This is a genomic window from Halorussus rarus (assembly GCF_003369835.1).
GTDB lineage: Archaea > Halobacteriota > Halobacteria > Halobacteriales > Haladaptataceae > Halorussus > Halorussus rarus.
This window is the reverse complement of record NZ_QPMJ01000004.1, coordinates 86,706-112,923: the sequence shown is the minus strand read 5'-3', so window position 1 is coordinate 112,923 and position 26,218 is coordinate 86,706. Positions and strand designations below refer to the sequence as shown.

Genomic DNA, 26,218 nt, shown 5'->3' with positions numbered 1-26,218 from the left:
GTACCATCCTCTCGCCCGAGAACCGGCGTAAAGAGGTGAGCCGAGAGTCAGAGGTCCTGGAACGCGCCGACGAAGTCGTCGTGGTCGTCGAGTTCGGCCCGTGTGGTGTCGACCACGGTCTCCAGTTCCTCGATCTCTGCCTGGAGTCGGGCGTACTCCTCGTTCGAGGCCAGCGACTCGGTGTCCTTCTCGGCCTCGAGGACCGCCCGCTTCGAGACCAGCGAGAAGTACTCCTGGAGTTGGGCGTCGTAGTCGACCCTGGTGAGCATCTTCTCCACCGTTTCGTGGAGTTCGTCCTTCGATACCGGCTTGACGAGGTAGTCGTCGAACCCCATCTCGAGGATGTCGAAGTCGGGTTTGACCGCCGTCACCATCACGACCCGGCAGTCGAGGTCGCGCTCGCGGATCTGCCCGAGCACCTCGTCGCCCGACTGGCCGGGCATCCGGCGGTCCAGCAGGACGACGTCGACGTCGTCGTCGAGGACCGCCAGCGCCTCGTCGCCCTCGTAGGCACTCCGCACGCGATAGTCGCCTTCCAGCCACATCGCGTAGAGGTCCGCAACGTCTCGCTCGTCGTCGACGACGAGCACTGTCGATTGGTCGGGGGACATGATGATTCGGGCGCGACGCAAACAGCCTCTGTTTACCGACTGAATCATGCGACAAGATGAACTTATATCTTGTGGTTACCGAGCGGAAACGATTCGCTCGCTGCCGTGCAAAATTTTGCAGAGGGCGGTACGACGGCGTCAGCGCAGCGGCCTTCGAACGCCGGCGTCGCGACCGGCATTGAGTCCGAACAGGTTCGGTCCCGAGGGCCCGGGTTCGACTCGCCGAAGCGACGCGCCGACCCGACGACGTCTCCGTCGTCGCCTCGGGAACAGCAACGACTAAACCGGTCGCCATCGAACGCTGAACTGGCCATGTCGAAGTCCAGTGATCGTTTTTGCCACGGGCAGTGATTCGGAGACGACGCCACAGCGACGATTCGAACGACTCGTAGCGCTTCCACCGAGCGCGAAACTCGTCTACAAGGTTCTCGAGGGCGCCGGCGGACCGTTGACGCAGGGTCAGATCCGCGAGCAGGCGCTCCTGCCGCCGCGGACCACCCGCGACGCCCTGACGAAGCTCGAGGACGACGAACTCGTCGAGGAGCGACTGTACGTCCCCGACGCGCGCAAGCGGTTGTACGAACCCCTATCGGTCGAAGCACCTGCGGACGCGGAGTCGCCGGGGTGAGTCGGGAGGACACTTAAAGAACCGCCATGCCATGCAGTATTGATATGAACGTTCAGTCAGTACTAAGATACGCCTGCAGGGGGTCCTCCCCCTCACGTCGCAGGCAAGGGAGTCGTAAACAGCCACTGTGCCTCTGACCGGGGCGGTCCCCGCCGCCCTGATTCCGACCCCGGTAGCGACTGGACTCCGCTGACGCTGCGGTCCGTCCGCAGCGAAAGTTCGTCGATGCGGCACTGCTTCGTGGTTAGCTGTGCGGACCCGGCGGGCCGCCGGGTCGCGCTACTGGAACGCCTGCTGGAGCTGGTCGAAGGTCCGCTGGACGTTCCACGAGGAGTTGAATGTCGAGATGGCGCCCTCGAGGTTGGTCAGCTGCTCGGGCGTGACCGCCAGCCCGTGGGCGGTCGACGGCGGCTGGGTCTGCGCGTTCTGGAAGTCGTCCATCTGGCTCCGGAGGAACGGCCCGAACGCGTCGCGCGGGACGTCGGTCCGCGGAGGGATCGACCCCTTCAGGGGATTGAACCGGCGCTGCCCGTCGACGCTGCCGACGTACCGCAGGAACTTGGTCGTCGCGTCGGGCGACGGGTTGTTCTTCGGGAACGGGAACGAGTCGATGACCAGCGAGTACATCCCGCTCGTGCCCGGGTAGGTCACCTGATTCCAGTGCTGCTCGTACTCGAAGCCGTCCTGGCCGCGGTACATGCCCGCGGCCCAGTCGCCCTGATGGATGAACGCCGCCCCGCCGTTGACGACCTTGGAGTTGGCCTGGGTCCAGTCGACCGACCCGGCGTCGTCGTTGAAGTACTGGCGGTACCCCTTGACCGCCTCCAGCGCGTCCTTCACCTGGCTCTCGACCGCGCCGACGTTACCGTTCGCGAACTGCTCGTAGGTCTGCTGGCCGTGGCGGGCCAGCAGCTCGGTCTCCCACAGCTGGAGCGTCGACCACGGCGACTGGGTCTGGTGGGCCATCCCCGCGGCGTCGGTCTCGGCCTCGACGGTCTCCAGCGCCGCCAGCAGGTCGCTCGGCGACGAGAACGACGTCGGGTCGACGCCGGCCTGCTCGACGACCTCGACGTTGTAGAACAGGTTGTTGAGCCGGTGGATGTTGAGCGGGACCGTCACGTAGTTGCCCGCCGGCTGGGCGACCTGCTTGGGCCCCTCCAGGTACGCCGACTTCATGTCGTTCTGGTCCCACACCGACTCCTCGATGTCCTCGAGGACGCCAGCGTCCGTGTACGGCGTGAGGTTCTGGCCCGGCCAGTCCTGCCAGGTGCTCGGCGGGTTGTTGTTCAGCACCCGCTTCTTGATGACGGTGTGGAGGTTCTGGCCCGCGCCGCCCGCCACCGGGTTCTCGTTGACCTGGACGTCGGGGTACTGCTCGCGGAACCCCTCGAACAGCGCGCTGATGGCCCGCCCGCCGTCCCCGCCGGTCCACCAGTGCTGTACTTCGAGCGGATTGTTCTGTGCGTCGAGGTAGCCGGTCAGGCTCCCGAGTCCCGCGGCGCCCGCCGCGCCCGTCGCCTTCAGATACCTGCGCCTCGAAAACGTGTCGTCGTTTGCTCCCATTGGTAACCCCCGGCGGCAAGACTACGGGGTGATACTAATGATTTCCGACGCGTTCGGCCACTGCGGGCGCGGAGGAAAGGCGGAGGCGGCGTCGGATGCGCTGGTCAGGCCGACAGCCCCTCGACGTTCTGCTGGAGCCGGATGGTCGCGGTGATGAGAAAGCCCGCGACCAGGACGAGGAAGACGTTCTCGACCGCCCCGGCGACCACTGGGCTGATCCCCGCGGCGGCCCCGAGGTCCGCCAGCCCGAGCCCGCCGAGCGCCGCCAGCACCGGCATCAGGTGGCGGCGGAGCGTGTCGAGGCTGGTGCCCCTGGCCATCGACTCCAGCTTCTCGGCGAACACCAGCCCGTAGGCCGCGAACGCGACGCTGCCGACCCCCTTCACGAGTTCGGCGACCACCGTCTGGTCGATGAGCAGCACCGCGACCCACTCGACCAGGATGACCGCGACGAAGCCGGCCTCGATCCGGCGCAGCGTCGCCAGCGAGAACCGCTGCTCGTCGGGCGGCGGCGCGAGCGCGGAGTTGTAGTACACCTCCCGCATCGAGAACGCGAGGAAGACGATGCACAGCAGCAGCGCCCCGTGGCCGAACGCGGTCAGCGCGCGCGACTCGGCGACCACGCCGGCGACGCCGAGCACGCCGAAGGCGCCGGCGGTCGCCCCAACCAGGCCGAGGTACCGCCAGAACGGTCGCTGGGACTCCAGTCGGTCGAGCCGGCGGTTCCGGCGCGCGTAGTAGCCGAACGTCCCGGCCGCGAACGCGAGCAGCACCGACCCGAGGAAGCGGACGACCGCACCGCTCGGGTCGCCGGACGCCTGCGCGGTGAGCGACGCGAGCGCCATCGTACCGTCCTGTCGCATCGAGGATACTTAAATGCGGGCGGAGTGCGGTCGGGCGGCCGCCAACCGCGGAGCGACCCGCCGCTCTCCGCGGTCCCGGATGCGGGGCTTCCGGCACCGGGTCGCGCGGAGCGACGTTCCGGACCGCCGGCGCCCGGGAGATTGAAACCGCTCGCGTCCGTCTAGCGTGACGTGCACTCCCACGACCCCGACGAGACGCCCTGCCCGGTCTGTGGCAAAGCCTACGACCAGCGCGTCGTGGTCGAGCGCGGGGACCGCTGGGCCGACGTCTTCGGCGGGCCGCCGTTCTCGGCGCTGACGAAGTACGCGCGGCGGTGCGCGACCCGGTACGACGCCGAGGACGAGCGCGCCCGGAGCGATTCCGAGCGCGTGGTCTACTTCCACGACGACGGTCCGGCCGGCGGGCGCTGAGTGGAACAAGGCCGCGACCGGGCCGCGGTTACACCCGCGCGACAGTTACAGCTCGACGGACAGCGACAGGTCGCGCGCGACGACCTCCAGTTCCCGCCGGAGGTCCTCGGCCGTCTCGAACCGCGCGCGCTTCTCCCTGGCGAGCGCCCGGTCGACCAGCGCGTCGAGCGTCTCCGGCACCGCCGGAGCGTGCGCGCTCGGCGGCGCCGGGTCCTCGGTCGTGACCCGGCGCGCGACGTCGTCCGGGTCGCCGACGAACGGCGGCCGGCCCGCGAGCAGCGCGTAGCAGAGCGCCCCGACCTGGTAGACGTCGGTCGCGGGGTCGGGGCGGCCGAACTCGTCCGGGGCGACGTGCTCGGGCGCGGCGTAGGCCGGCGGCACCGGCAGGTCCCGGACCGCCGACAGCGGACCGCCGAACGCCCAGTCGCCGACCTTCGGGACCGGCCACGCCCCCAGCGTCCGCGAGAGGCCGACCGCGCCGGGTCGGAGGGCGCCGTGGACCACGCCGCGTGCGTGGGCGTGACAGACCGCCGTGACGACGCAGTGGGCGTACCACACCGCGCGCCCGATACCCGCCGAGCCGACGGCGTCCCGGAGGCTACCCCCGTCCATGAACTCGGTGGCGAGCCAGGGCCGGGGCGTCTCGCCGCGGGCCAGGACCGGCGCGACGTGGTCGTGGTCGTCGAGGCTGTCCCACGCGCGTATCGCCGCCGCGAACTCGTCGGGGTCGACGCCGGCGCCGGCCCGGAGCGACCGGAGGACGACCACGACGTGGTGGCCGCCCTCGCCGACAGTTCGGACCCGGGCCTTCGCGGCGGTCGTCAGCGGGCCGCCGCCGAGGTCCGAGAGCCTGTCGAAGTCGCGGCGCCGGCCCTCGACCGCGGGCACCTCGGGAATCCGCTCCGGCGGGCCGAGCGATTCCTCGTCGCGGTCGCCCGGACCCTCGGTATCTCCATCACCCTCGTCATCGCCGCGCTCCTCGTCCGCCGACGCGTCGCGGACCCGGACCGCCGGACCGTCGGGGTCGTCGTCCTCTTCGGTCACCTCGACCACGTCGGCCTCGCCGCGCAGGCTCTCGGCGACCTCCGGCGTGACCGCGACGGTCCGCGGGAAGCCGTCCTCGTCGAGGCGGACGAGGAGTCGCCGGAGGGTCTCGACGGCGGTCCGTCGAACCCGGTCGTCGCCGTCGGACGCGAGGGCCGCGAGGTCGCTCAGCCCGGGTTCGGCGGCGCGCGGGTACTCCCGGGCGACGTCCGCGAACGCGAGGACGCTGTTTTCTCGAACGAGGGGGTCGTCGTCGGTCAGGCCGCCGGCGACGGCCGAGAGGCCGGCCCGGGCCCGCGCCGGGTGGTCCTCGGCGACGGCCGCCAGCGCCCAGGAGGCGCCCCTGCGGACCCACCGGTCGCCGTCGGCCAGCAGCGGCGCGAGTCCGTCCTCGACCGGGAGCCGGCGGGCGCGGTCGGGGTCGCTCGCGGCGAGTTCCGCGAGGGTCCACGCCGCCGCCGCGCGCTCGTCCGCGTCGGCGCTGTCGAGGCGCGGCGCCGCGGCGTCGACGTCCCCGTCGGCGCTGGCCCACCGGTCGCGGGCCGCCTCGCGGAGGCGGTCGAACCGCTCGCGGTCGGCGCCCGCCCTGCCGCGCTCGCGGTCGTCCGCCGCGTCGTCCCGCTCGCGTCCGTCCATCGGTTCCCGGAACTCGCGCCGAATTGATAAGTGTTCGTGAGTGTTGGTCCGTTCCGGCCGCGAGACGACGAATCGTCGGCGTCGACCCGCCGCGGGACGCAAGACCTAAAACACATGCGTTCATCGGGTGGGCCAACGTCAATGAGTCTCGGTCCCAAGCGCTGGAAGTGCAAGGACTGCGGGAGAAAGCACCGGAGCGACCGCAAGCAGTGCGTGGAGTGCGGCTACAGCGTGCTCGAGCCGGTCGACGACGAGCGCCGGCTCGACCGGCTCACGACGGTTCTGCTCGGACTGCTGCCCGCGCTCCTGGCGGTGCTCACCATGGGACTCATCGCGTGGGCGATGTTCTTCTGACGGCGAGCGCGCAGGCGGCCAGCATCAGGACGACGCCGTAGAGCGTCGGAGTTCCCAAGGTGAGCACCGGCGTCGCAACGTCGAGGACGCCGGCCGGAATCGGCGTCGCCCCGACCAGCGCCCGGACGTTTGCCAGCGTCACCGCGACGTTCGAGACGAACGCGCCCGCGACGAACAGCCGCCGGGCCGGCCCGCGCTCCAGCAGGTAGAGCAGCGGAACCAGCGGGAAGACGAGGAAGACGGCGTACAGCAGCAGCGACGGGAACCCGACGACTATCGCCGCCATCGTGGCGAAGACGGCGACCAGTCGCTCGACCGGCCCGTCGATCCGCCGGTAGCAGTACGCCACGACCGGCGCGAGCAGCAGGAACGCCAGCGGGCCGTAGAGCGAGGGGTCGAGGTCCGGCAGTAGCACCGAGAGCGGCCGCCGGAGCGTCACCATGGCCGCGGCCGGGTCGAGTCCGCCGGCGAACTCCTCGCTCGACAGCCGCGGGCGGACCGCGACGTCGAGGTAGGTCAGGTGGGCGTCGACGCCGAACGCCGCGACGCCGAGCGCGAACGCCCCGACGCCGGTCGCGGTCGCGGCCGCGACGGCCCGCCAGGCCCGGCGACGGAGCAGCCAGAGCCCCACGGCGGCCGGGAAGAGTTTGACCACCGCCGGGAGCGCGAAGGCGACGCCGGCCTTCGCCTCGTCGCCGAGCCAACCGCGGGTCTCCGCACCGACGTCGGTGGTTTCGGCGGCGTCCAGCCACCGGAACCCCGCGACGAGCGCCAGCACGAGGAAGTAGTTGGTCTCCCCGTACAGCAGCGTCGACGCCGAGTGGAGCGAGAGCAGGACGAAGCCCGCGATCAGCGCGCGGTCGAGCCGGGCCAGGGGCTGGCGGTAGCGCTCGACGTAGTCGACGAGCAGGGCGGCCGTAGCGAGCGCCGCGGCGACGTTGAGCAGGGTGAACGCGGCGAACGCGGCCCGCCAGCTCCCGAACAGCGCGAAGGGGTAGAAGACCGGGAGCGTGACCGGCGGGTAGACGTAGCCGTAGGTCGGGTGGGCCGGCGGCGCGGCCGCGTAGAAGTCCGCGCCCGAGAGGGCGGCTTTTGCCGCGAAGTAGTACACCTGGAGGTCCATGCCGATCTTCGCCGGGTGTCGAGCGACGGTGGCGGCGAGGCCGACGATTCCCAACAGGACGCCGGCGGCGAGGACGAGGCGGGCGTCCCAAGGAGTAGCCGGTGGGGGAGACGGGGAGGTCGCGGAGGGCGCAGACGACGGAGAGGATGCCGACGGTCCGGAGGACGCGGAGGAATCGGCGGATTCGTCGCCGTTCGGGGGACCTGCCATCCGAGATCAGTCGTCCGCCTCGGCCTCGGGCGACCAGTCGTCGAGGGTGCGCTGGACCGCCTCCTCGCCGACAGCGCGGGCCAGCGTCTCGAAGCCGGCCCGCTCGGTCCGGTCGTCGGCGCCCGCCAGCAGCCGGGAGACGATGAACTCCGGGGTGGATTTGCCGACCGTGCCGAACCGGGGCTGGTAGTCGACCTCGAGTTCGAGGTCGTCGTCGAGGCCCTCGGCGAAGATGCCGTCCTTGCGGGCCTTCTCGGGGAGGGGCTTGAGGTCGTCGGCGAGGTGAGTGACGAACACCCCGAGCGCGCCGCGGTCGACCGTGAGCCGGACCAGACCGTGGAGCAGGTCGGCCGCGCTCCCGGGTTCGGTGATAGCCTCGAACTCGTCGACCAGCATCAGGGTGTTCGACCCGTCGGTCAGCGGCGGGACGATGCTCCGCAGGGTGGACTCCAGCACGCCCGCGTTGAAACTGGCGTGGCGCCGGTGGAAGACGATGTCCTCGGAGAGCGACACCTCCGCGCGCTCGGCGGGCACCGGCAGGCCCATCTGGGCCAGCAGCGCGACCTGGCACATCGTCTCCAGCAGGGTCGTCTTCCCGCCGGAGTTCGCGCCGGTCAGCACCGAGACCCTGTCGCCGTCGGGCGGCGCCGGGTCGGCGTCCGCATCGTCCTCGGAGGGGGCGGAATCGGACGCCGACCCGTCCCCGAGCCCGTGACTGCCGACCGCGTACGTCACCGGCTGGACCGACTCGCCGCCCGCCTCGAGCGAGACGTTCCGGGCGTTCAGGACCGCGAAGCCCTCGTCGGTGAACGACGGCCGGGCGAGGTCGAAGTCGCGGGCGAACCGGGCCAGCGAGAGGTGGAACGCCAGGTCCGACACCGCCGCCCGCGCGTCGTCGACGGCGGCCTGGTTCTCGGCGATTCGACCCCGGAGCCGCCGGGCGACCGAGCGCTCGCGCTCCTCGGCGGTCTCCCGGAGGTCCTCGAGCAGGTTCCGGAGCGTGGCGTTCACGAAGTCGGCGGCGTCGACCGCGTCCTCGGGCGCGGCGTCCCGGACGCGCTGGAACCCGGCGTCGGTCTCGCTCGCCACGTAGTCGACCACCACCTCGCCGAACTCCGCGCCGGCGCGGGCCTCCTCGCGGATCTCCTCCATCGCGTCGAGCGAGTCGGCCGAGAGTGCCTCCGCGCCGTCGAGCGCGTCCCGGAGGTCGTCGAGTTCGTCGTCGACGCCCCGGGCCACGTCGCCGCCGTCGAGGTCCGCGAGCGCCGAGGCGGCGGCCTCGAGGTCGGCGCGGTCGATGTCGGCGACGCGCGAGAATGCTCCCTCGGAGAGTCCGGCGTCCCGGAGCGCGAGCACGGTCCGGACCGCGGCCTCGTCCTCGCCGATGCGGTCGTCGCCGGCGAACTCGGCGAACGCCGACAGCACCTCCTCGCGGGTCGGGTCGTCCAGCGCGGCCCACGATTCGGCGGCGTCCGTCACCGCGTCGAGTCGCTCCTCGGCCTCTTCCCGGTCCATCAGCGGCGTCAACACCCGGATGCGGTCGGCCGCGTCCTCGGTCACGGCGTAGTCGCTGGCCACGTCGAGCAGTTCCTTGTAGACCGCCCGGGCGTCGCGGGTCGCCAGGACCGACATCCCCTCGCCGCCGTTGGCCCGCCGGAGGATGCGTGTCGCGCGCCCGCGGGGCAGCCCCGCCGAGACGAGCGCACGGACCTCGCCGGACTCGATGGCCTCCACCGCGCGCTCGGTGCCCAGTTCGGCCTCGAGGCGCTCGCGCGTCTTGGGTCCGACCCCCCAGTACTCCTCCAGTCGCATGTCCGAGACGTGCCGCCCCCGACTCTTAATGGTTACACAAGCCGCGCCGCGCCCCGGAGTGCGTCAGACGAGTGGTATTTATCCGCCCCACATATTACAGGAACAAAGGAGTTCGGAGCGTCTCCGACGCCGCACGGGACGGAAAAGAGATTTCGAACCCAACCCGAGACGAAACGCTAACAACCTCCCGGTGTCTGTCGTGGTAATAATGCAACGGCCCGAGGGGGAACGAGGCCGGCCGCGAGCCGTCGCGCGACGGGTGCTGTACGTCGGCGAGGAGACGCGGGGGGCCGCCGTCGCCGGGGAACTGTTCGACTCCGAACTGCGCGTCGAGCGCCGCGGAACCGAGGCGCTCGACCGGATCGAGACCGATGCGGTCGACTGCGTCGTCGCCGAGGCCGACCTCCCCGACGTCGACGGCGCGGAGCTGCTCGGCGCCGTCGGCGAGCTCCGGCCCGACGCCGCCAGGGTGCTGGTCGCCGAGTCGGTCGAGGACGCGCCCCGCGACGTCGCGTTCGTCCCGACCCGGCCGCGAGCCGACCTCCCGGCGCGGACCGCGCGACGGGTCGAGCGCGCCGCGGAGCTGCGGTCGGCCGCCGACGAGCGCGACCGGCTCGCCGACCGGGTCGAGACGCTGGTCGAGGGGACGCCCGACCCCATCCTGACCGTCGACGAGGACTGCGAGGTGGCGTTCGCCACCCGGGCGGTCGAGCGCGTGTTCGGCTACGATCCCGATACCATCGCGGGCGAGCCGGTCCGGACGCTGCTCGCCGACGGCGAGGCCGACCGGGTCGCCGAGGTGGTCGAGTCGCTGGCCGCGGACTCGGGTCCGGACCAGCGCGACTACGTCGAGCTGACGGGGCGGCACCGCGACGGTCGCGAGGTGCCGCTCGCGGTGTCGATCCGCGAGGCCGAGCGCGACAGGGCGCGCTACTTCTCGGCGGTGGTCCGGGACGTGAACGAGCGCGAGCGGCTGGCCGACCGGCTCGAGGCCGAGAAGCGCAAGACCCGCGAGCTCCACGAGGTCGCGGTGATGCTCGAGGAGTCCGGCAGCGTCGAGGCCGCCTGCGAGCTGGCGGTCGAGACGGCCGAGCAGCTGCTGGAGTTCGACCTCTGCGCGGTCGACACGGTCGAGGACGGCGAGCTGGTGCCACAGGCGGTCTCGAGGGGCGTGCCGACCGACGGCGTCTACACCACCACGCCGGTGTCGGCCGACGACAACCTCGCGGCGCGGGCCTACCGTGCGGGCCGGTCGATCCGGACGGCCGACCTCCGCGAGGCGGGCGTCGACCCGGCCGCCAGCGGCTACCGGGCGGCGCTGACCGTCCCGGTCGGCGAGGTGGGCGTCTTCCAGGCGGTCTCGAAGGAGGTCGGCGCGTTCGACCGGAGCGACCGGAAGCTGGCCGAGCTGTTGACCTCCCACCTGGCCCAGTCGGTCCAGCGCATCCGGTCGGAGGCGGCCCTCGAAGCCGAGCGCGACCGGTTCGCCGCGCTGTTCGAGAACACCCGCGACGCGATCATCTACCACGACGTCGTCGACGGCGAGCCGGTGATCCGGTCGGTCAACGAGTCGTTCGAGGCGGTGTTCGGCTACGACGCCGAGCGGGTCGTCGGCGAGTCGGTGCTCGACGTCCTGGTCCCCGACGAGTACGCCGAGGAGGCGAAGCGACACGTCGACCGGATGCAGCGAGGCGACCACGTCGACGCGGAGGTGCGCCGGGAGACGGCGACGGGGGTCCGGGACTTCCAGGTCCGGACCGCGAAGGTCCCGGACGACGCCACCGGCGGGTACGTCATCTACACCGACATCACCGACCGCAAGCAGTTAGAGCGGGACCTGACCCGCGAGAAGCAGAAGATCGAGGAGCTCCACCACGTGGCGGTCAGTCTGGAGGGCTGCGACACGCCCCGGGAGATCTACCGCCGGACCGTCGACGCCGCCGAGGAGATCCTGAAGTTCGACATCTGCGGGGTCGACGTCGAGGAGGACGGCTACCTGGTCCCGAAGGCCACCTCCTCGGAGCTCGACGAGACGGGCTACGACGTGCTCCGGGCCGACGAGGGGCTGGCGGGCGAGACCTACCTGACCGGCAGGACGTTCGTCGTCGACGACATCCACGAGGTCGGGGACGTCGAGGTCGTGAGCGACCGGTACCGGTCGGTGTTGAGCGTCCCGTTCGGCGACGTGGGGGTGCTCCAGGCCGGGGCGTACACCCCCGGGGAGTTCGACGAGGAGGACCTCCGACTGGCGGAGCTACTGGTCGCCCACGCCGCCGAGGCGCTGAGCCGGGTCCGGTCGGAGGAGGCGCTCCGGGCCGAGCGCGACCGGTTCGCCGCCCTGTTCGAGAACGTCCCGGAGCCGACCGCGCGGTACGAGCTCCGGGACGGCGAGCCGGTCGTCCTGTCGGTCAACGAGGCGTTCGAGGACGTGTTCGGCTACGACGGCGAGGAGGCACTGGGCGCCTCCATCGACGACATCCTCGTTCCGGACGGCCGGCGCGAGGAGGCCGAGCGACTCACCGAGCGCGTGCGCAACGGCGAGCGTATCGACGCCGAAGTCGAGCGCGAGGCGGTCGACGGCGTCCGGGACTTCCTGGTGCGCAACGCCTCGGTGTCGGGCGGCGACGAGCACTACGTCATCTACACCGACATCACCGAGCGCAAGCGCAACGCGGAGCGCCACCGGTCGATGACCGAGGACGTGATGGACAACACCGACGTCGGCATCTTCGTGCTCGACGACGAGTTCGAGGTGGCGTGGGCCAACTCCGCGGTGACCGAGTACTTCGATCTGGACCGCGAACGCGTGCTCGGGGCGGACAAGCGGTCGCTCATCGACGCTGAGATACGCGACGTGGTCGCGGACGACGAGGCGTTCGTCGACACCGTGACCGCGACCTACGAGGACAACAGCTACGTCGAGGAGTTCACCTGCCACGTCACGGCGGGCGGCGACCGCGGGGAGCGCCACCTCCACCACCGGAGCCGGCCCATCGAGTCGGGGCTGTACGCCGGCGGCCGGGTCGAGCTCTACTACGACGTGACCGAGCGGGTCCGGCGCGAGGAGATGCTCGACGCGCTCCACGGCGCGACCCGCGATCTGATGGCGGCCGGGTCCCAGCGCGACATCTGCCGGACCGCGGTCGACACGGCCCAGAACGTCCTGGACATCCCCTACGCGACGGTCTTCCGGTGGGACGAGGAGCGCGAGCTGCTCGATCCGTACATCCAGCTCGAGGACACCGTCGCCGAGCTCGGCGCGGCGCCGACCCTCGAACGCGGCGAGGGGATCGTCGGCACCGCCTTCGCCGAGGGCGAGGCGCTCCACTTCGACAACGCGTGGGACGACCCGCGCGCCCACGAGAACGGCGCCGAGGGCATCCGGGCGTTCGGCGCGTTCCCGCTGGGCGACTGGGGCGTGATGACCGTGGCCTCCCGGGCTGTCGGCGCGTTCGACGACTACGAGATGGACCTGGTGCGGGTCCTGGCGGCCAACGCGGAGGTCGCGCTCAACCGGGCGGCCCGCGAGGCCGAGCTCGCCGACCAGCGGTGCCAGCTCGCCGAGCTCGACCGCATCAACGCGGTCATCCGGGACGTCGACCAGCTGCTGGTCCGTGCCGCGACCCGCGAGGAGATACTCCAGGCGGTCTGCGACCGGCTCGCGGAGTCGGACCAGTACCAGTTCGCGTGGACCGGCGAGACGATGGCCGGTTCGGACTGGGCGGAGCCGACCACCTGGGCGGGCGCCGGAGAGGGGTACCTCGACGAGATCAAGGCCATGCACGAGGAGACGCCCCGCGGGCCGGCCCAGATCGCGGTCGAGACCGGAGAGGTCCAGGTGGTACAGAGCGTCCCGGAGGACGACGAGTTCGCGCCGTGGCGCGAGGCGGCGCTCGAGCGGGGCTACCAGTCGGCGGCCGCGCTCCCGCTGCGCTACCGCGAGACGGTGTACGGCGTCCTCTGCGTGTACGCCGACCGCGCGAACGCCTTCGACGACCGCGAGCGGGCGGTGCTCGCCGAGCTGGGCGAGACCATCGGCCACGCCATCAACGCCGCGGAGAACAAGCGGGCGCTGCTGACGGACGCGGTCGTCGAGGTGGAGTTCGAGATCGACCACGGCGAGGGGTTCCTCGCGCGGGTCCCCCGCGAGGAGGGCGGCCGGTTCGCGCTGGAGGGCGTGACCATGACCGCCGAGGGGTCGTTCGTCTACTTCGTCACCGCGGACGGGCTCGACCCCGGGACGGTGCTCTCGCGGGCCGAGGACGCCGACGACGTCGAGCAGGCCCGCCTGATCAACGAGCACGACGACGGCGCGCTGTTCGAGCTGGTCTACACCGGGCCGTCGCCGCTGACCGGCCTGGCCGACCACGGCGGGACGCTCCGGCACGCTGAGTTCACCCCCGAGGGCGGCCGGAGCGTGGTCGAGCTCCCGCAGAACGCAGACGTCCGCTCGGTGGTCGAGTCCATCCAGGAGGGGCTGCCGGGCACGTCGGCCGCCGCCCAGCGCGAGCGCGAGCGGCCGGCCCGCACGGTCGAGGAGTTCCGGACCGCGCTGGGCGAGGACCTGACCGAGCGCCAGCGCTCGGCACTGGAGGCGGCGTTCTACGCGGGCTTCTTCGAGTGGCCCCGCGAGTCGACCGGCGAGGAGGTCAGCGAGTCGCTGGGCGTCTCGCCGCCGACGTTCCACCAGCACCTCCGGGTGGGCGAGCGGAAGCTACTGTCGGCGTTTCTGGACGAAGAGTGAGTTGTAGGTTCGAGGACTGTTCTTTGGTGGGTCTAGGGGGATACGACCGCGAGACGCTAGCTACTGCCGTCACCTCTGAATCTCCGCACTGCCCCGCACCGCGACAGCCTCACCCTCCCCAGCCTCCTGCGGTGCTCGCTTCGCTGTGCTCCTCGTCCCTCGCACGCACTGGCGCGACACAAGGGTCGCGCCAGCGCGCGCCAGTCTGAAAGTGCAGGTAGTCCGCCCGTTCAGAACGTCAGTCCGTGGGTCTCGGTGATGTGGTGGGCCGCGGTCCCCCAGATGTAGTTCTCGCCGGGCCACCACGTCCGGGCGTTGTTGAACCCGCCGACGAGCACGCCCGCGTCCGGGTCGTCCGGGTCGGGGTGGTAGTTGACCGACCCGCTGTCGCCGTCGTCGAATCCCGACTCGTCGCCCCACTTGAGCTGCCCCTGCTTGCAGATGGCGCCGTAGGCGCAGGTGAGCCCGTCCACCGCCTGGATTTTCCCCTTCGTGTGGCCGGTCTTGACGCCGATCTTCTCCAGCGGTTCGCCCGCGGCCTTCAGGTCGGCGAGGCCGGTCCGGGTGAACTGGCCCAGGACCCGGCCGGGCGACCCGTCCCGGATGCGGTGGAGCGGTCGGTAGTCGTCGGTCGGGCTGGCGCAGACGACGTCCGCCTTCGGGTAGCCCGACCGCACCTCCCCGATCTTGGTCCGGCCGTCGTCGAGCAGGTACATCGGCTTGCCCTCGTTGCCGGTCCCGCCGAAGACGTGGTTGGCGGTGGCGAAGTACAGCGACCCGTCGGCCGGGTCGCGCATCGCGGGCGCTAAGGTCCCGTAGAGGTCCTCGCTGGCGACCGCGACGCTCCCCGGGACGCCGCCGTCCTGGAGACCGACCGACGCGCTCGGTTCGGCCCGGAGGCCCCGGTCGCCCCCGGTCGCTCGCTCGACCTTGCGGACCTCGACCGGCGTGTTCTGGACGCGCTCGGGGACGTCGCCCCGGACGTCCTCCGAGGTTATCTCGACGCGAATCGACGCGTTCGCGCCGCCGTACTCCCCGGGCGCCACCGCCGAGTTCGCCACCGCGTCGCGGTGGACCGCCTCCAGGTTCCGGTGGGCCGCGAGCGCCGTCCGGAAGTCCTCGTACCAGTCGGCCGGCACCGTCTTTCGCCGGGGGGTCAATCCCCCGTCGTCGCTCCGCGTCAGACCGTAGACCACCGGCACCTCGTCGCGGCTCGCCGCCCGCACGTCGTCGGCGGTGAGCAGACTCGCGGAGAGCGCGCCGAAGCCGAGGCTCGCGAGCGTGTCCACGAACCGGCGCCGGCCCATCGTCGTCACCGGTTCGTCGTGGACCGCACCGGGCCGGTGTTCAGTGTCGTCGTCCCCCATTTCCCCGCAGACCCTACACCAGTCACTCACTTGAAACTGCTTGCCCGGTGGCGGCTCCGCTCGGTTAGTACAACCCCGGAACCGCGCCGTGAAAACGTCTACGGGGGAATCCGCGGCCCCAGCCGAGACGGCGCGGACCGCCCCCGAGCGGCTCAGGTCGGGTCCAGCACCGCGTCGGTCTCGACCGAGGCGACGCCCGCCAGCGAGCAGACCGCGTCGACGTCGGTCTGGGCCACCTCGACCAGCAGGCGGTCGAACCGGAGGTCCCGGACCGCCTCGCCGCCGAGCGACTCGACCGATTCTGCGACCGCCGACTCGTCGGCGTCGCCCCCGACGGTCAGGACGAGTCGGACCGACTCCCCCTCGACCGGGTCGTCCCGGATCGACCGGACGGCGTGGCTGAGGTAGGTCACGGTAGACTCGGTCAGAGCGGCTCCCACGTCCGGGGCGAGTCGTTCAGGCGCTCGCAGCCGTCGTCGGTGACGGCGACCAGGTCCTCGATGCGGACGCCGAACTCGCCGGGCAGGTAGATACCGGGTTCGACGCTGAACACCATCCCCGGTTCGAGTTCCTCGTCGTTCCCCGCCACGATGTAGGGGTCCTCGTGGACGTCGAGGCCGACGCCGTGGCCCGTTCGGTGGACGAACTCCTCGCCGTAGCCCGCGTCCTCGATGACCTCGCGGGCCGCGCGGTCGACCGACTCGGCCGGGACGCCCGGTTCCGCGGCCTCGACCGCGGCCCGCTGGGCCTCGCGGACGACCTCGTGGACCCGCTCGAACTCCGCGGGCGGGTCGCCCGCGAACACGACCGTCCGGGTCTGGTCGCCGGGGTAGCCGTCGACGTACGCGCCGAAGTCCAGCACCACCGGGTCGCCGCGCTCGATCTCGCGCCCGCCGTGACGGTGATGGGGCTTGGCGCCGTTCGGGCCCGAGCCCGCGATGGTCCCGAACGCGACCTCCTCGCCGCCCTTCTCCGCGAGGCGGCGATCGATCTCGGCCGCGAGTTCGGTCTCTGTCATCCCGACGGCCTCCTCGCCGAGTTCCCGTATCTCGAGGCTCACCGCGTCGGCGAGGTCGCCCGCGGTCCGGAGCGCCGCGAGTTCGGCCTCGTCCTTGCGCGCCCGGAGGTCGTCGAAGACCTCGCTGGCCAGCCCGAAGGTGGCGTCGGGCAGCGTCTCGCGGAGGTCCTGTGTGAACCGCGCCCACATCGTGTCGTCGACCAGCAGCCGGCCGCCCCGGAGGTCGAATTCGTCGGCGAGGTCGGCCACGAGGTCGGTCGGGTCCTCGCCGTCGGCCCAGAGCCGGACGTCCGCGACCCAGGAGGCGTCGCGGATCTGCTCGTCGTACATCTCGGGCGCGACGAACGCCGGGTCGGCCCCGGTGACTCGCGGGCCGTGCCCGCTCGCGCCTTCCGCGGAGCCACGCTCCGCGCTCGGGACGACCAGGAACAGGTGGCGCTCGCCGGGCTCCTCGCGGAACCCCGAGACGTAGAACAGGTTGGTGCTCGGAAACAGGACGGCCGCGTCGGCGCCCGCCTCGTCGAGGCGGCGCTGACACCGCCGGGTTCGGTCCTCGAACGCGCTCATGTCCGGGAGTTGCGCGCGACTCGAGTTAAAAGTACGTACGGGGATGGAGCCGGGACAGTTCAGACAGTTTCACCCGGGTGACCGATTCCCGCTAGGTAACTATATCGTGCTCAGCGTTGTCACCCAACACGGTGTTCGCCAATGACACAGGAGTGGACTATCAAGGGGGACTACGTCGAAGCCTGCAACTGCGACGTGGCGTGCCAGTGCGTCTGGATGGAACCACCGGACGACGACGTCTGCAACGTCTCGCTGGCGTGGCACATCGAGGAGGGAAGATACGGCGACGTCGATCTGGACGGGGTGGACGTCGGCATGCTCATCTCGACAGAGGAGGGCGTCATGTTCGGCTCCGAGACGGAGTGGGACGTCGTCCTGCTCGTCGATGAAACGGCCGACGACGACCAGCGCGCGGCCGTCGAGGACATCTACTTCGGCCGGGCCGGCGGAATCTGGGCGCCCGTCGCCGACACACACGTCAGGTCGGCCGACGTCGCGACCGTCCCGATCAGCTTCTCGCGGGACGGGTCGGACTTCTCCGTCGAAATCGGTGACGTCCTCGCGATGGACGCGAACGGTGCGGTCGGGTTCAACGAAGAAGTCGGCACGGTATCGCCTCACCCGCTGACGGAGAGTCACGTGGTGCAGACGGGCAAGTCGACGACGGCCACCGTCGCCTACGACGACCAGTTCGAGTGGGACGTCTCGGGGAACAACGCCTACCTCGGCGACTTCGAGCTGGCGAACTCCTGACCGCGGTCGGACGGTACTCTACGCTACCATGGGGGCACACGACTCGTTACGGGACCGGATCACTCGCCGGCGCATCCCGATAGTCGCCGTCGTCACCTACGCGCTCGCACTGCTGGCGTGGGCGGCGGTTGTCGGTCGTTGGCTCCCGATGCCGGGCGGAGAGGCGGGCACGCGGATGTCCGACCCGGGGGTGCCCGAGGAGATGGCGCTCTCGAACGGGGCGACGGGTATCGGCCTCTACCTGTTCATGTGGGGGGTGATGATGGTCGCCATGATGTATCCGTCGTCGATCCCGCTCTTCCGGCTGTACGCCAGGACGCTCGAGGGATCGTCGACCGCAGGGAAAGCGGCGCGGGTCGGAGCGTTCGTCGGCACGTACGCGTTCGTCTGGACGCTGACGGGAATCGTCCCGCTCGCCGTCAACGCGACGGTGCCGATCTCGGGCCTCGCGAGCGATCGCGGTGCGCTCCTGCTGGGCGGGACGCTGCTGCTTCTGGCCGGGTACCAGCTATCCCCGTACAAGTACCGGTGTCTTCGATACTGCCGGTCGCCGCTCGGATTCCTGATGAGTCACCATCGGCCGGGAGTTCGGGGCGCCGTGCGGACGAGCTGGCAGTTCAGCATTTTCTGCGTCGGATGCTGCTGGGCGCTGTTCGCGTTCATGGTCGTCGTGGGCTCGATGAACATCGTGTGGATGGCCCTCATCGCGGTCGTGCTCTCGCTCGAGCGGACGGTCGCGTGGGGCGGACAGCTTGCGCGTGCGGTCGGCGTCCTCGCCGGCGTCGCCGGAATCGCAACCGTCGTGACTTCGCTGATGTAGAGCCGACCGCTCGCGACTGATGAACGCACCTGTCGGGTCGGCCGACGGGGGTACGCCAGTCGTCGTTACACGGCCATCGACCGTCACAGGGCAACCACCGAGGAGCCGGTCTGCCGCCTCCGTATATACAATCGGCGAACGCCTTCCTCCTGCCACGGCCACCTAAGTGCGACGCCGTGGTAGCCGACCCGTGACCCGTGAGCAGGTGGCCGAGTTCTCGATAGAGTACGTGCAAGCACTGGACGAGGAGGCGAACCTCGACGAGGCGGTCGCGCCGGACCTCGACGACGAGCAACTGCTGGAGTTCTACCGGCTCATGCGGCTCGCCAGGCGGCTGGACGAGCGCGCGGTCGCGCTCCAGCGCCGGGGCGAGCTCGGGACCTACGCGCCCGGCGTCGGCCAGGAGGCCGCCCAGGTCGGGTCGGCGACCGCCCTCGCCCCCGAGGAGTGGCTGGTGCCATCCTTCCGCGAGGGCGCGGCGCTGCTCGCGCGGGGCGCTCCCATCCACCGGCTGCTGTGGTACTCGATGGGGATGGAGGAGGGTGCCGAGGTCGACGGTGCGAACTTCCCGCCGTCGATACCGGTCGGCTCCCAGCCGCTTCACGCCACAGGCATCGGGTGGGGCAAGGAGATCGCGGGCGAGGAGGAGGCCGCGATGGTCTACTTCGGCGACGGTGCGACCAGCCAGGGCGACGTCTACGAGGCGATGAACGTCGCCGGGGCGCTCGACGCCCACGTCGTCTTCCTCTGTCAGAACAACCAGTGGGCCATCTCGACGCCCCGGGCGAGCCAGACCCGGGCCGGGACCATCGCCCAGAAGGCCGTGGCGGCCGGCATCGAGGGGGTACAGGTCGACGGCAACGACCCGCTGGGCGTCCACGCCGTGACGCGGGATGCGCTCGAATCGGCCCGCGGAGGCGACCCCGTGCTGGTGGAGGCGCTGACCTACCGGCGGTCGATGCACACCACGAGCGACGACCCCCGGGTCTACCGGACCGAGGAGGAGGAGGCCGAGTGGGAGGCCCGGGACCCCATCGCCCGGTTCGAGCGCTACCTCCGGGCGGAGGGGCTGCTCGACGACGAGCGAATCGCCGACATCGCCGAGGAGGTCGAGGGGGCGATCGCCGACGAGATCGACCGGGCCAAGGAGGGCCAGAAGCGGGTCGTTCCCGCCGAGATGTTCGACTACGTCTACGCCGAGCCGACGTCGGAGCTCCGCCGGCAGAAGGCGGAGTTCGAGCGCGAGACGGGCGGCGGCGAGACGACCACGCCCGAGGAGGGGTCGAGCGGCGACGAGCGGGCCGGCGGCGGGGAGGTGTCCGGCCGTGGCGAATGAGATCCGGATGGTGGAGGCGATTCAGCAGGCGCTCGACGAGGAGATGGCCCGCGACGAGTCGGTGCTGGTCTACGGCGAGGACGTGGGTGTCAGCGGCGGGGTGTTCCGCGCGACGAAGGAGCTCCGCGAGTCGTACCCCGACCGGGTGTACGACACGCCGCTGGCCGAATCGGCCATCCTGGGACTCGGCGTCGGCCTCGGTGCGACGGGGTACACGCCGGTCACAGAGATACAGTTCGCCAGCTTCGCCTACCAGGGGTTCCACCAGCTCGTCCAGCACGCCACCCGGTTGCGGAGCCGGACCCGCGGGACGCTCGGCGTGCCGATGACCGTCCGGACCCCGTACGGGGGCGGTATCCGGGCGCTGGAGCTCCACTCCGAGAGCTTCGAGGCGGGCTACGCCCACGTGCCGGGGCTCAAGACGGTGGTGCCGTCGAACGCCGCGGACGCGAAGGGGCTGCTGACGTCGGCCGTCCGGGACCCCGACCCGGTGATGTTCCTCGAACCCACGAGCCGGTACCGGGCCTCGCGGGAAGCGGTCCCCGAGGGCGAGCACACCGTCCCGCTCGGGGAGGCCGAGGTGGTCCGGGAGGGCGCGGACGTGACCGTGGTCGCGTGGGGCGCGATGCTCGCGGAGACGCTGAGCGCGGTCGGCCGCGGCGACGCAGATGTCGATGCGGAGGTGATTGACCTCCGCACCGTCTCCCCGATGGACTCGGAGACCGTACTCGACTCGGTCCGGAAGACCGGGCGGTGCGTCGTGGTCCACGAAGCGCCACGCACCGCCGGGCTCGCGGCCGAAATCATCGCCCGCATCAACGACGACGCGCTCTACTACCTGGAGGCGCCGGTCGAGCGCGTCACGGGCTACGACGTCCCGTTCCCGCTGTTCGCCCGCGAGGACGCGTACCGACCGGACGCCGAGCGGATTCGGCGGGGCATCGAGCGCGCGCTGTCGGCATAGATTGAATAGCGACCGTATCGTCACCCCGTCGGGGGATTCGATGCAGGCATTCGTCATGAACGGCGTCGGAGAGACGGGGTTCGCCGAGAAGGAGAGACCGGAACCGGGACCGAACGACGCGATCCTCGAACCGACGCGGGCGCTCGTCTGCACCTCGGACGTTCACACCGTCGGCGGCGCCATCGGCGAGCGCGAGAACCTCACGCTCGGCCACGAGGCCGTCGGAGTCGTCGACGAGGTGGGGTCGGAGGTCGAGGACTTCGCCGCGGGCGACCGGGTCGCCGTGAGCGCAATCACGCCCGACTGGGGGTCTGCCGAGGCCCAGAACGGCCACCCCTCGCAGTCGGACGGGCCGCTCGGCGGGTGGAAGTTCGCCAACGAGAAGGACGGAGTGTTCGCCGAGTACGTCCACGTCAACGACGCCGACGCGAACCTGGCGCCCATTCCGGAGGACGTCGCCGACGAGGAGGCGGTCTACGTCTGCGACATGCTGAGCACCGGGTTCGTCGCGGCCGAGAACGCGGAGATTCCCATGGGCGGGACCGTCGCGGTGTTCGCGCAGGGGCCGGTCGGCCTCATGGCGACGAAGGGCGCGGCGTTGCAGGGCGCCGGGGAGATTTTCGCGGTCGAGAGCGTCCCCGAGCGCCGGGAGTTCGCCCGCGAGTACGGCGCCGACGAGGTCGTCGACTTCTCCGAGACCGATCCTGTCGAGCGAATCCTGGAGCTGACCGACGGCGCGGGCGTCGACGCCGCCATCGAGGCGCTCGGTCGCGAGGAGACGCTCGCCGACTGCGTCGCGGTGACGAAGCCCGGCGGCACCGTCTCGAACGTGGGCTACTACGGCGAGGGCGAGACGGTCGGCATCCCGCGGGAGGCGTGGGGCGTCGGCATGGCCGAGAAGGACATCGTGACCGACCTCTGTCCGGGCGGCCGGCTCCGCTTGCGGCGGCTGCTCCGACTGCTCGACGCCGGCCGGGTCGACCCGACGCCGATGACGACCCACGAGTTCGACTTCGCGGACATCGACGAGGCGTTCGAGCTGATGGCGTCGAAGGAGGACGGCGTCATCAAACCGCTGATTCGGTTCTGAGCGCCGGAGCGGGTGCCGGGCCACGCTCGGCGGCCGGAATCGCGAACCGAGGGGACCGCCGGCGTCCCGCGGTTCAGTACTCCTCTGCTTCCAAGTCCTCGAGGTGCTGCTGGAGCTCGGGGTACTGTTCCAGGTCGACGAACCCGTAGTCGCCGCCGCCGTAGAAGCTCTCGGGGAGTTCGCGCTCGACCAGCATCGTCTCGGGGTCGGCGTCGACGTGGTTGACCTTGTTCAGCGGGACGACCCGGACCTCGTCGGTGCCTTCGAGGCAGACGATGCTCCGCTCGCGGAAGAGCACCGCGTCGAACTCCAGCGCGTCGTACTCGTCGACCGTGAACACAGTCGGCCGGGAAGGTGCCATACGTCGAGAAGTGGGGTCAGCGTATTAAAATCCGGTGACGGAGAAGGGGGTCGAGCGGGGCGAATCGAGGGGAGGAGTCCGACCTCAGTCGCCCATCTCGCCGCGGGGCGCCGGGTCGCCGCCGTCGCGGAAGCGCTCGGGGATGTGGGGGTCGAGCGCTGCTGGCGCGTGCGGGACGAGGCGCTCGGCCAGCGATGCGAGCCGCTTGCGGGCCAGTACGTACCCCGCCGAGACGGCCAGGACCGCGGCGACGAACGCCTGGACGTGGCCGTCGTAGGTCAGCAGGGCCGGCGCGCCGAACGCCGCCGCGACGAGGAAGTCCTCGGGCGCGCCGTCGTAGCGTACCCAGCGCCGGGGCGGGACCCACCGCCCGCGGTAGTGGTCGTACACCGCGCGCTCGGACTCGGCGCGCCACGGCTTGAGTTCGAGGCCGCCGCCGAGCACGTCCATCAGCGAGTGGGCCGCCGCGCCGGCGAGGAACACCGCGAGCGCGACGGTGGCGGTCGCGGGGACCGCGACCGCGAGCGCGATAGCCGGGAGCGCCGCGACGGCGTAGTACACCGGGAAGTGGAGCGTCCGCCGGTGGCCCGCGTAGAGGTCGAGGTCGGGGAAGACGCTCCCGACAACGCCGGCGACGAGCGCGACGGGCGCGAACTCGGGCGCGACGGCCGCCGCGGCGCTGGCCAGGACGACGCCGAACAGCGCGTGGGTAGTCGCCATCATGTGAACGAGTGGTAGGCCGGCGAACGTATAAAGGCGTATCGCGTGAATCGGTAGCGACGGCCGTAGCTCTGAGCTAGGAGCGGCTCGCGGTCGGGGGCGGCGCGGCGCGAGACCTCGCGCCGCGGCGGTCGCCGGCGGAGCGTCGGGACGGCGCGTCGACGGACCGCGACGCTCCGCGAGTCGGTGCGGTTCAGTGTGTCGATGGAAGCACGTCTTTGACCGGGTAGAGGTCCTCGTGGATCCCCTCCGCGTCGCAGTCGTCGTTCGGACATCGATAGTACCAGCCGTCGTCGGTGGCCTCGGCGGCCTGGAATCGCTCGCCGCATCGACCACAGAACAGCAGCGAGTCGAAGTCGTCCGCGCCGCGGGAGAGGTCTACGCCGTCGGTTCCGGTCTCGCGACTCTCGAGTAGTTGTTCCATACACGTAATAACCGCGGCATCGTATAAAAGACCCACCGTTTTCCCCCACGTCCCGGAAACGATTCCGTAAATTTAGCCCTCTGATATGGAAATCGAAAGCGAGGTCGGGGAGCGGTCGGCCCACCTCTCAGCGCGCGCGCAGGTGCCACGCGATTCCGAGCGCCAGCAGGACGACCAGTCCGCCTGCGAAGAAGACCAGGCCCGGCGGGAGCCCGCTGGCGGCGGTATCGCCGGCCGTCGCGGCCGCGGTCGTCGAATCGAGGGTCAGATCCGTGGCGGTCCTGGTCGTCTCGGCCGCCGTCCGGGTCGCCTCCTCCATCGTCCGAGGCGCCTCGGTCGCGGTTCGGGTCGCCTCCGCGACGGTCCGGCCCGACTCGGTCGCCGTCTCGCGGCCTGCGTCGGCGGTGGTCTCGGCGCCGGTGAGCGAGTCGCCCGACTCGGCAGCGGTTGTGGCGGCGGCGTTCGGTCCGGGCGCCGTCGCGTTCTCCGCTGCGGTGGTGCCCGCCGCGTCGCCGGCGCCGCCCCAGGACACGTCGGAGTCGGTCACACCGCCGGTCGAGTCGCCGAAGAGCCGCTGGACGAGGAGGCTCGACAGGCCGAGGACGCCGAGCGCGCCCAGCAGCTTCGAGAGGGCCGACTCGACGCCGGGCGCGTCGTCGTCGCTGCCGGCGAAGACCACCAGGGGCTTGGCCGCGGGTGCGTACACCTTCATCTCGCGGCCTTTTTCGGAGTAGACGGTGTCGGCCACCTCCACCAGGTCAGCGTCGGTCAGCCGGTCGAGATGGTAGCGGACGTTCTGGATGGAGGTGTCGACCTCGTCGGCCAGCGCCGAGGGGCTCGCCGGGTCGTCGTAGAGCGCCCCGAGGATGTCGCGGGCCGTCTCCGACTGGAGGGCGGCCAGCAGGTCCTCGGCGTCGTCGGAGTCGACGCCCACGACGCGGGGGTCGCCCCCGTCGCCGGCCGAGGGGTCGGGGCTGGAGGGCAGGAGGTCGGCCATACAGTCGCGTTGCGGTCAGCCGGGATATAATTTTGTCCCTGTCGCGTCGGCAGGATACGGCGCTCGGGGCGGGTCCGGGACGGCGTCCGGGACCGCGGCAGTATCGAAATCACTTTGTGTCGGTTTAGGCTACCCTAAAGCAGAGAATGGCGAGCGACACCCGCGGACACAGAGACAACCAGGCCGAGTCCGGCCCGTTCGGCTGGATCGACGGCTCGCTCGCCACGGTCGTCCTCGGCAGCGTCGCCGTGGTCGTCGTGGCGGGCCTGATACAGGTGAGCTTCGGAACCTACTCGATGACGCTCGCCCAGGCGTGGCGGGCGGTGATCGACCCGAGCATCGCGCTCAACCCGGACGCGTGGCGGGCGTTCCTGTTCGGCGCCGAACTCCCCGAGATGGGCCGGCGCCGACTGGTGATCTGGAACATCCGGCTCCCGCGGGTCATCGTGGCCGCGCTGGTCGGGACCAACCTGGCCATCTCGGGCGCCATCTTCCAGGCGGTGACCCGGAACGAGCTCGCCAGCCCGTACGTCCTCGGGGTGAGCTCCGGGGCCGGGCTGGCGGTGCTGCTCACGCTCGTCGTGTTCTCGGGGCTCGCACCGTTCCTGCCGATCTTCGCCGCGCTGGGCGGCGCGCTCGCGTTCCTGATGGTCTACCTCATCGCGTGGAAGGGCGGGACGAGTCCGGTCCGGCTGGTGCTCGCGGGGGTCATCGTCAGCACCGTCTTCTGGTCGCTCCAGCGCGGGCTGTTCTACCTGGCCGAGGACCTCGGCGTGGTCCAGTCGGCCATCGCGTGGACTACCGGGTCGCTCACCGGCGTCGACTGGGAGCAGGTCCGGATCATCCTCCCGTGGAGCGCGCTCTCGCTCGTGCTGGCGCTGGCGGGCTCGCGGCAGCTGAACGTGCTCCTGCTCGGCGAGCGGACCGCGAAGTCGCTGGGCATGTCGGTCGAGAGGGTCCGGTTCGCGCTGGCGGGCGTGGCGGTGCTGGCGGCCAGCGCCGCCATCTCGGTCGCGGGCATCGTGAGCTTCGTCGGGCTGGTCGTGCCCCACATGGTCCGGACCATCGTCGGCAGCGAGTACAAGCGCCTGATGGTCGGGTGCGTCTTCGCCGGCCCCGCGCTCATGGTCGCGGCCGACGTGGGCGCGCGGCTGGCGCTCGCCCCGACTCAGATTCCGGTCGGCGTCGTGACCGGGCTGGTCGGCGGCCCGTACTTCCTCTACCTGATGCGTCAGCAGCAGGAGATGGGCGAGCTCTGAGGCGGGAACGCACTCCCGTCGGTCCGCTCGTCGCGGCGCTCACCGCGGCGGAACGACGTCGGACACTTTTCCCGGTCGCGCACGTCTGTCCAACCGAGCCATGCGACCAAGCGAACTGACCACGCTCGTCGACGGCCTGCTCCACGAGGAGACCCAGGTGACCGACCGCGGTGTCGACCTGACGGTGAACGAGGTGCTCCGCGTCGAGACGCCCGGCCGCGTCGACTTCGGCGGCGACGAACTCGACGACCCCAACGTCTCGGCCCACGAGAAGGTGTGGCGGAGCGACGATGACGATTACCAGTGGTGGCACCTCGCCGGCGGCCAGTACCTAGTGGAGTACAACGAGACCGTCGCGGCCGACCGCCCGCTCCGGGTCCAGACCCGCGACGCGGTGCGCGAGATGGGCGCGTTCCACCCGACGCTCGAACTGACCGACCTCGGTAGGATACCCCTCTCGGTTGCGCCCGGGGGAATCCGACTGAAGGAGAACGCCCGCATCTCGACGGTGCTCCCGCCCGAGGAGGGCTCGGAGTAGTCCGG

General features: G+C 71.1%; 24 protein-coding genes. 11 read left to right on the top strand and 13 right to left on the bottom strand.

Translation table 11 applies throughout. The features are described from left to right. Nucleotides 1-47: 47 nt before the first annotated feature. The gene (locus tag DVR07_RS19205; RefSeq protein ID WP_115798937.1) at nt 48-611 is read right to left on the bottom strand and encodes a response regulator transcription factor; all 564 of its coding nucleotides are present in this window, start codon (nt 609-611) and stop codon (nt 48-50) included. Nucleotides 612-1,059: 448 nt separating this feature from the next. On the opposite strand from DVR07_RS19205, the gene DVR07_RS22655 reads away from it, so the two are divergent. Further along, nucleotides 1,060-1,239 carry a hypothetical protein gene (locus DVR07_RS22655; protein ID WP_368281144.1) on the top strand — a complete coding sequence of 60 codons (180 nt, stop codon included), beginning with the start codon at nt 1,060-1,062 and terminating at the stop codon, nt 1,237-1,239. Between the two features lie 279 nt (nt 1,240-1,518). Here DVR07_RS22655 and DVR07_RS19195 read toward each other — a convergent pair whose 3' ends face one another. Beyond that, nucleotides 1,519-2,802, bottom strand: a complete 1,284-nt coding sequence (locus tag DVR07_RS19195; protein ID WP_115798935.1) for an ABC transporter substrate-binding protein — start codon at nt 2,800-2,802, stop codon at nt 1,519-1,521. 104 nt (nt 2,803-2,906) lie between these two features. After that, nucleotides 2,907-3,665, bottom strand: coding sequence for a hypothetical protein (locus DVR07_RS19190; protein WP_240147633.1), 759 nt, complete (start codon nt 3,663-3,665; stop codon nt 2,907-2,909). Nucleotides 3,666-3,836: 171 nt separating this feature from the next. On the opposite strand from DVR07_RS19190, the gene DVR07_RS19185 reads away from it, so the two are divergent. Next, nucleotides 3,837-4,076, top strand: coding sequence for a hypothetical protein (locus DVR07_RS19185; RefSeq protein WP_115798933.1), 240 nt, complete (start codon nt 3,837-3,839; stop codon nt 4,074-4,076). Between the two features lie 45 nt (nt 4,077-4,121). On the opposite strand, the gene DVR07_RS19180 is transcribed toward DVR07_RS19185, so the two are convergent. After that, complete coding sequence (locus DVR07_RS19180; protein WP_115798932.1) at nt 4,122-5,756, bottom strand: protein kinase domain-containing protein; 1,635 nt, start codon at nt 5,754-5,756, stop codon at nt 4,122-4,124. Nucleotides 5,757-5,897: 141 nt separating this feature from the next. Between DVR07_RS19180 and DVR07_RS19175 the strand changes: the two genes are divergently transcribed. Beyond that, the gene (locus DVR07_RS19175) at nt 5,898-6,110 is read left to right on the top strand and encodes a hypothetical protein (protein WP_115798931.1); all 213 of its coding nucleotides are present in this window, start codon (nt 5,898-5,900) and stop codon (nt 6,108-6,110) included. Here DVR07_RS19175 and DVR07_RS19170 read toward each other — a convergent pair. Both DVR07_RS19170 and DVR07_RS19165 read right to left on the bottom strand, forming a co-directional pair. Beyond that, nucleotides 6,085-7,287 carry a glycosyltransferase family 87 protein gene (locus DVR07_RS19170; RefSeq protein WP_162829634.1) on the bottom strand — a complete coding sequence of 401 codons (1,203 nt, stop codon included), beginning with the start codon at nt 7,285-7,287 and terminating at the stop codon, nt 6,085-6,087. The two genes, DVR07_RS19175 and DVR07_RS19170, sit on opposite strands and share 26 nt — an antisense overlap. 162 nt (nt 7,288-7,449) lie before the next feature. Next, nucleotides 7,450-9,255 carry a MutS-related protein gene (locus DVR07_RS19165; RefSeq protein WP_115798929.1) on the bottom strand — a complete coding sequence of 602 codons (1,806 nt, stop codon included), beginning with the start codon at nt 9,253-9,255 and terminating at the stop codon, nt 7,450-7,452. Nucleotides 9,256-9,463: 208 nt separating this feature from the next. On the opposite strand from DVR07_RS19165, the gene DVR07_RS19160 reads away from it, so the two are divergent. Next, nucleotides 9,464-13,999 (top strand): GAF domain-containing protein, encoded by a 4,536-nt coding sequence (locus tag DVR07_RS19160; protein WP_162829633.1) that lies wholly within the window; start codon nt 9,464-9,466, stop codon nt 13,997-13,999. Nucleotides 14,000-14,229: 230 nt separating this feature from the next. Here DVR07_RS19160 and DVR07_RS19155 read toward each other — a convergent pair whose 3' ends face one another. The 3 genes from DVR07_RS19155 to DVR07_RS19145 all read right to left on the bottom strand — a co-directional run bounded on the left by DVR07_RS19155 (nt 14,230) and on the right by DVR07_RS19145 (nt 16,951). After that, nucleotides 14,230-15,366 carry a hypothetical protein gene (locus tag DVR07_RS19155; RefSeq protein WP_115798927.1) on the bottom strand — a complete coding sequence of 379 codons (1,137 nt, stop codon included), beginning with the start codon at nt 15,364-15,366 and terminating at the stop codon, nt 14,230-14,232. A gap of 152 nt (nt 15,367-15,518) precedes the next feature. Further along, entirely contained in the window at nt 15,519-15,779 is a 261-nt protein-coding gene (locus DVR07_RS19150) for a hypothetical protein (protein WP_162829632.1), read from the bottom strand. Nucleotides 15,780-15,790: 11 nt separating this feature from the next. Continuing rightward, nucleotides 15,791-16,951 carry a M24 family metallopeptidase gene (locus DVR07_RS19145; RefSeq protein ID WP_115798925.1) on the bottom strand — a complete coding sequence of 387 codons (1,161 nt, stop codon included), beginning with the start codon at nt 16,949-16,951 and terminating at the stop codon, nt 15,791-15,793. A gap of 141 nt (nt 16,952-17,092) precedes the next feature. On the opposite strand from DVR07_RS19145, the gene DVR07_RS19140 reads away from it, so the two are divergent. The 5 genes from DVR07_RS19140 to DVR07_RS19125 all read left to right on the top strand — a co-directional run bounded on the left by DVR07_RS19140 (nt 17,093) and on the right by DVR07_RS19125 (nt 21,914). Continuing rightward, a complete protein-coding gene (locus tag DVR07_RS19140) occupies nt 17,093-17,704 on the top strand; it encodes a DUF1326 domain-containing protein (protein ID WP_115798924.1) in 612 nt (203 codons plus the stop codon). A 28-nt stretch (nt 17,705-17,732) separates the two neighbouring features. Next, nucleotides 17,733-18,524: a DUF2182 domain-containing protein gene (locus DVR07_RS19135; RefSeq protein ID WP_115798923.1), complete on the top strand. Its 792-nt coding sequence runs from the start codon at nt 17,733-17,735 to the stop codon at nt 18,522-18,524. Between the two features lie 190 nt (nt 18,525-18,714). Then, nucleotides 18,715-19,860 carry a pyruvate dehydrogenase (acetyl-transferring) E1 component subunit alpha gene (gene pdhA / locus DVR07_RS22235; protein ID WP_205411005.1) on the top strand — a complete coding sequence of 382 codons (1,146 nt, stop codon included), beginning with the start codon at nt 18,715-18,717 and terminating at the stop codon, nt 19,858-19,860. Further along, complete coding sequence (locus DVR07_RS22230; RefSeq protein WP_368281143.1) at nt 19,850-20,824, top strand: alpha-ketoacid dehydrogenase subunit beta; 975 nt, start codon at nt 19,850-19,852, stop codon at nt 20,822-20,824. The genes pdhA and DVR07_RS22230 overlap by 11 nt, the downstream gene beginning before the upstream one ends. Nucleotides 20,825-20,864: 40 nt before the next feature. Next, complete coding sequence (locus DVR07_RS19125; RefSeq protein WP_115798922.1) at nt 20,865-21,914, top strand: NAD(P)-dependent alcohol dehydrogenase; 1,050 nt, start codon at nt 20,865-20,867, stop codon at nt 21,912-21,914. A gap of 73 nt (nt 21,915-21,987) precedes the next feature. On the opposite strand, the gene DVR07_RS19120 is transcribed toward DVR07_RS19125, so the two are convergent. The 4 genes from DVR07_RS19120 to DVR07_RS19105 form a co-directional block, all read right to left on the bottom strand. Further along, the gene (locus tag DVR07_RS19120; RefSeq protein ID WP_115798921.1) at nt 21,988-22,275 is read right to left on the bottom strand and encodes a hypothetical protein; all 288 of its coding nucleotides are present in this window, start codon (nt 22,273-22,275) and stop codon (nt 21,988-21,990) included. Nucleotides 22,276-22,359: 84 nt separating this feature from the next. After that, nucleotides 22,360-22,998 carry a metal-dependent hydrolase gene (locus DVR07_RS19115; RefSeq protein WP_115798920.1) on the bottom strand — a complete coding sequence of 213 codons (639 nt, stop codon included), beginning with the start codon at nt 22,996-22,998 and terminating at the stop codon, nt 22,360-22,362. Nucleotides 22,999-23,188: 190 nt separating this feature from the next. Beyond that, complete coding sequence (locus tag DVR07_RS19110; protein ID WP_115798919.1) at nt 23,189-23,419, bottom strand: zinc ribbon domain-containing protein; 231 nt, start codon at nt 23,417-23,419, stop codon at nt 23,189-23,191. 127 nt (nt 23,420-23,546) lie between these two features. Then, entirely contained in the window at nt 23,547-24,416 is an 870-nt protein-coding gene (locus tag DVR07_RS19105) for an ArsR/SmtB family transcription factor (RefSeq protein ID WP_115798918.1), read from the bottom strand. Between the two features lie 146 nt (nt 24,417-24,562). Between DVR07_RS19105 and DVR07_RS19100 the strand changes: the two genes are divergently transcribed. Both DVR07_RS19100 and DVR07_RS19095 read left to right on the top strand, forming a co-directional pair. After that, nucleotides 24,563-25,675 carry a FecCD family ABC transporter permease gene (locus tag DVR07_RS19100; RefSeq protein WP_115798917.1) on the top strand — a complete coding sequence of 371 codons (1,113 nt, stop codon included), beginning with the start codon at nt 24,563-24,565 and terminating at the stop codon, nt 25,673-25,675. 100 nt (nt 25,676-25,775) lie between these two features. Continuing rightward, on the top strand, nt 25,776-26,213 hold the full coding sequence (locus DVR07_RS19095; protein ID WP_115798916.1) for a dCTP deaminase: 438 nt from the start codon (nt 25,776-25,778) through the stop codon (nt 26,211-26,213). Nucleotides 26,214-26,218 lie beyond the last annotated feature (5 nt).

Excerpts from the sequence above, each read along its gene's own strand:
- DVR07_RS19165 (WP_115798929.1), bottom strand. The coding sequence starts at position 9,255 with ATGCGACTGGAGGAGTACTGGGGGGTCGGACCCAAGACGCGCGAGCGC.
- DVR07_RS19110 (WP_115798919.1), bottom strand. The coding sequence starts at position 23,419 with ATGGAACAACTACTCGAGAGTCGCGAGACCGGAACCGACGGCGTAGAC.
- DVR07_RS19175 (WP_115798931.1), top strand. The coding sequence starts at position 5,898 with ATGAGTCTCGGTCCCAAGCGCTGGAAGTGCAAGGACTGCGGGAGAAAG.
- DVR07_RS19140 (WP_115798924.1), top strand. The coding sequence starts at position 17,093 with ATGACACAGGAGTGGACTATCAAGGGGGACTACGTCGAAGCCTGCAAC.
- DVR07_RS19160 (WP_162829633.1), top strand. The coding sequence starts at position 9,464 with ATGCAACGGCCCGAGGGGGAACGAGGCCGGCCGCGAGCCGTCGCGCGA.
- DVR07_RS19190 (WP_240147633.1), bottom strand. The coding sequence starts at position 3,665 with ATGCGACAGGACGGTACGATGGCGCTCGCGTCGCTCACCGCGCAGGCG.
- DVR07_RS19195 (WP_115798935.1), bottom strand. The coding sequence starts at position 2,802 with ATGGGAGCAAACGACGACACGTTTTCGAGGCGCAGGTATCTGAAGGCG.
- DVR07_RS19095 (WP_115798916.1), top strand. The coding sequence starts at position 25,776 with ATGCGACCAAGCGAACTGACCACGCTCGTCGACGGCCTGCTCCACGAG.
- DVR07_RS19205 (WP_115798937.1), bottom strand. The coding sequence starts at position 611 with ATGTCCCCCGACCAATCGACAGTGCTCGTCGTCGACGACGAGCGAGAC.
- DVR07_RS19120 (WP_115798921.1), bottom strand. The coding sequence starts at position 22,275 with ATGGCACCTTCCCGGCCGACTGTGTTCACGGTCGACGAGTACGACGCG.
- DVR07_RS19125 (WP_115798922.1), top strand. The coding sequence starts at position 20,865 with ATGCAGGCATTCGTCATGAACGGCGTCGGAGAGACGGGGTTCGCCGAG.
- DVR07_RS19145 (WP_115798925.1), bottom strand. The coding sequence starts at position 16,951 with ATGAGCGCGTTCGAGGACCGAACCCGGCGGTGTCAGCGCCGCCTCGAC.
- DVR07_RS19100 (WP_115798917.1), top strand. The coding sequence starts at position 24,563 with ATGGCGAGCGACACCCGCGGACACAGAGACAACCAGGCCGAGTCCGGC.
- DVR07_RS19180 (WP_115798932.1), bottom strand. The coding sequence starts at position 5,756 with ATGGACGGACGCGAGCGGGACGACGCGGCGGACGACCGCGAGCGCGGC.
- DVR07_RS19155 (WP_115798927.1), bottom strand. The coding sequence starts at position 15,366 with ATGGGGGACGACGACACTGAACACCGGCCCGGTGCGGTCCACGACGAA.
- DVR07_RS19135 (WP_115798923.1), top strand. The coding sequence starts at position 17,733 with ATGGGGGCACACGACTCGTTACGGGACCGGATCACTCGCCGGCGCATC.
- DVR07_RS19115 (WP_115798920.1), bottom strand. The coding sequence starts at position 22,998 with ATGATGGCGACTACCCACGCGCTGTTCGGCGTCGTCCTGGCCAGCGCC.
- DVR07_RS19105 (WP_115798918.1), bottom strand. The coding sequence starts at position 24,416 with ATGGCCGACCTCCTGCCCTCCAGCCCCGACCCCTCGGCCGGCGACGGG.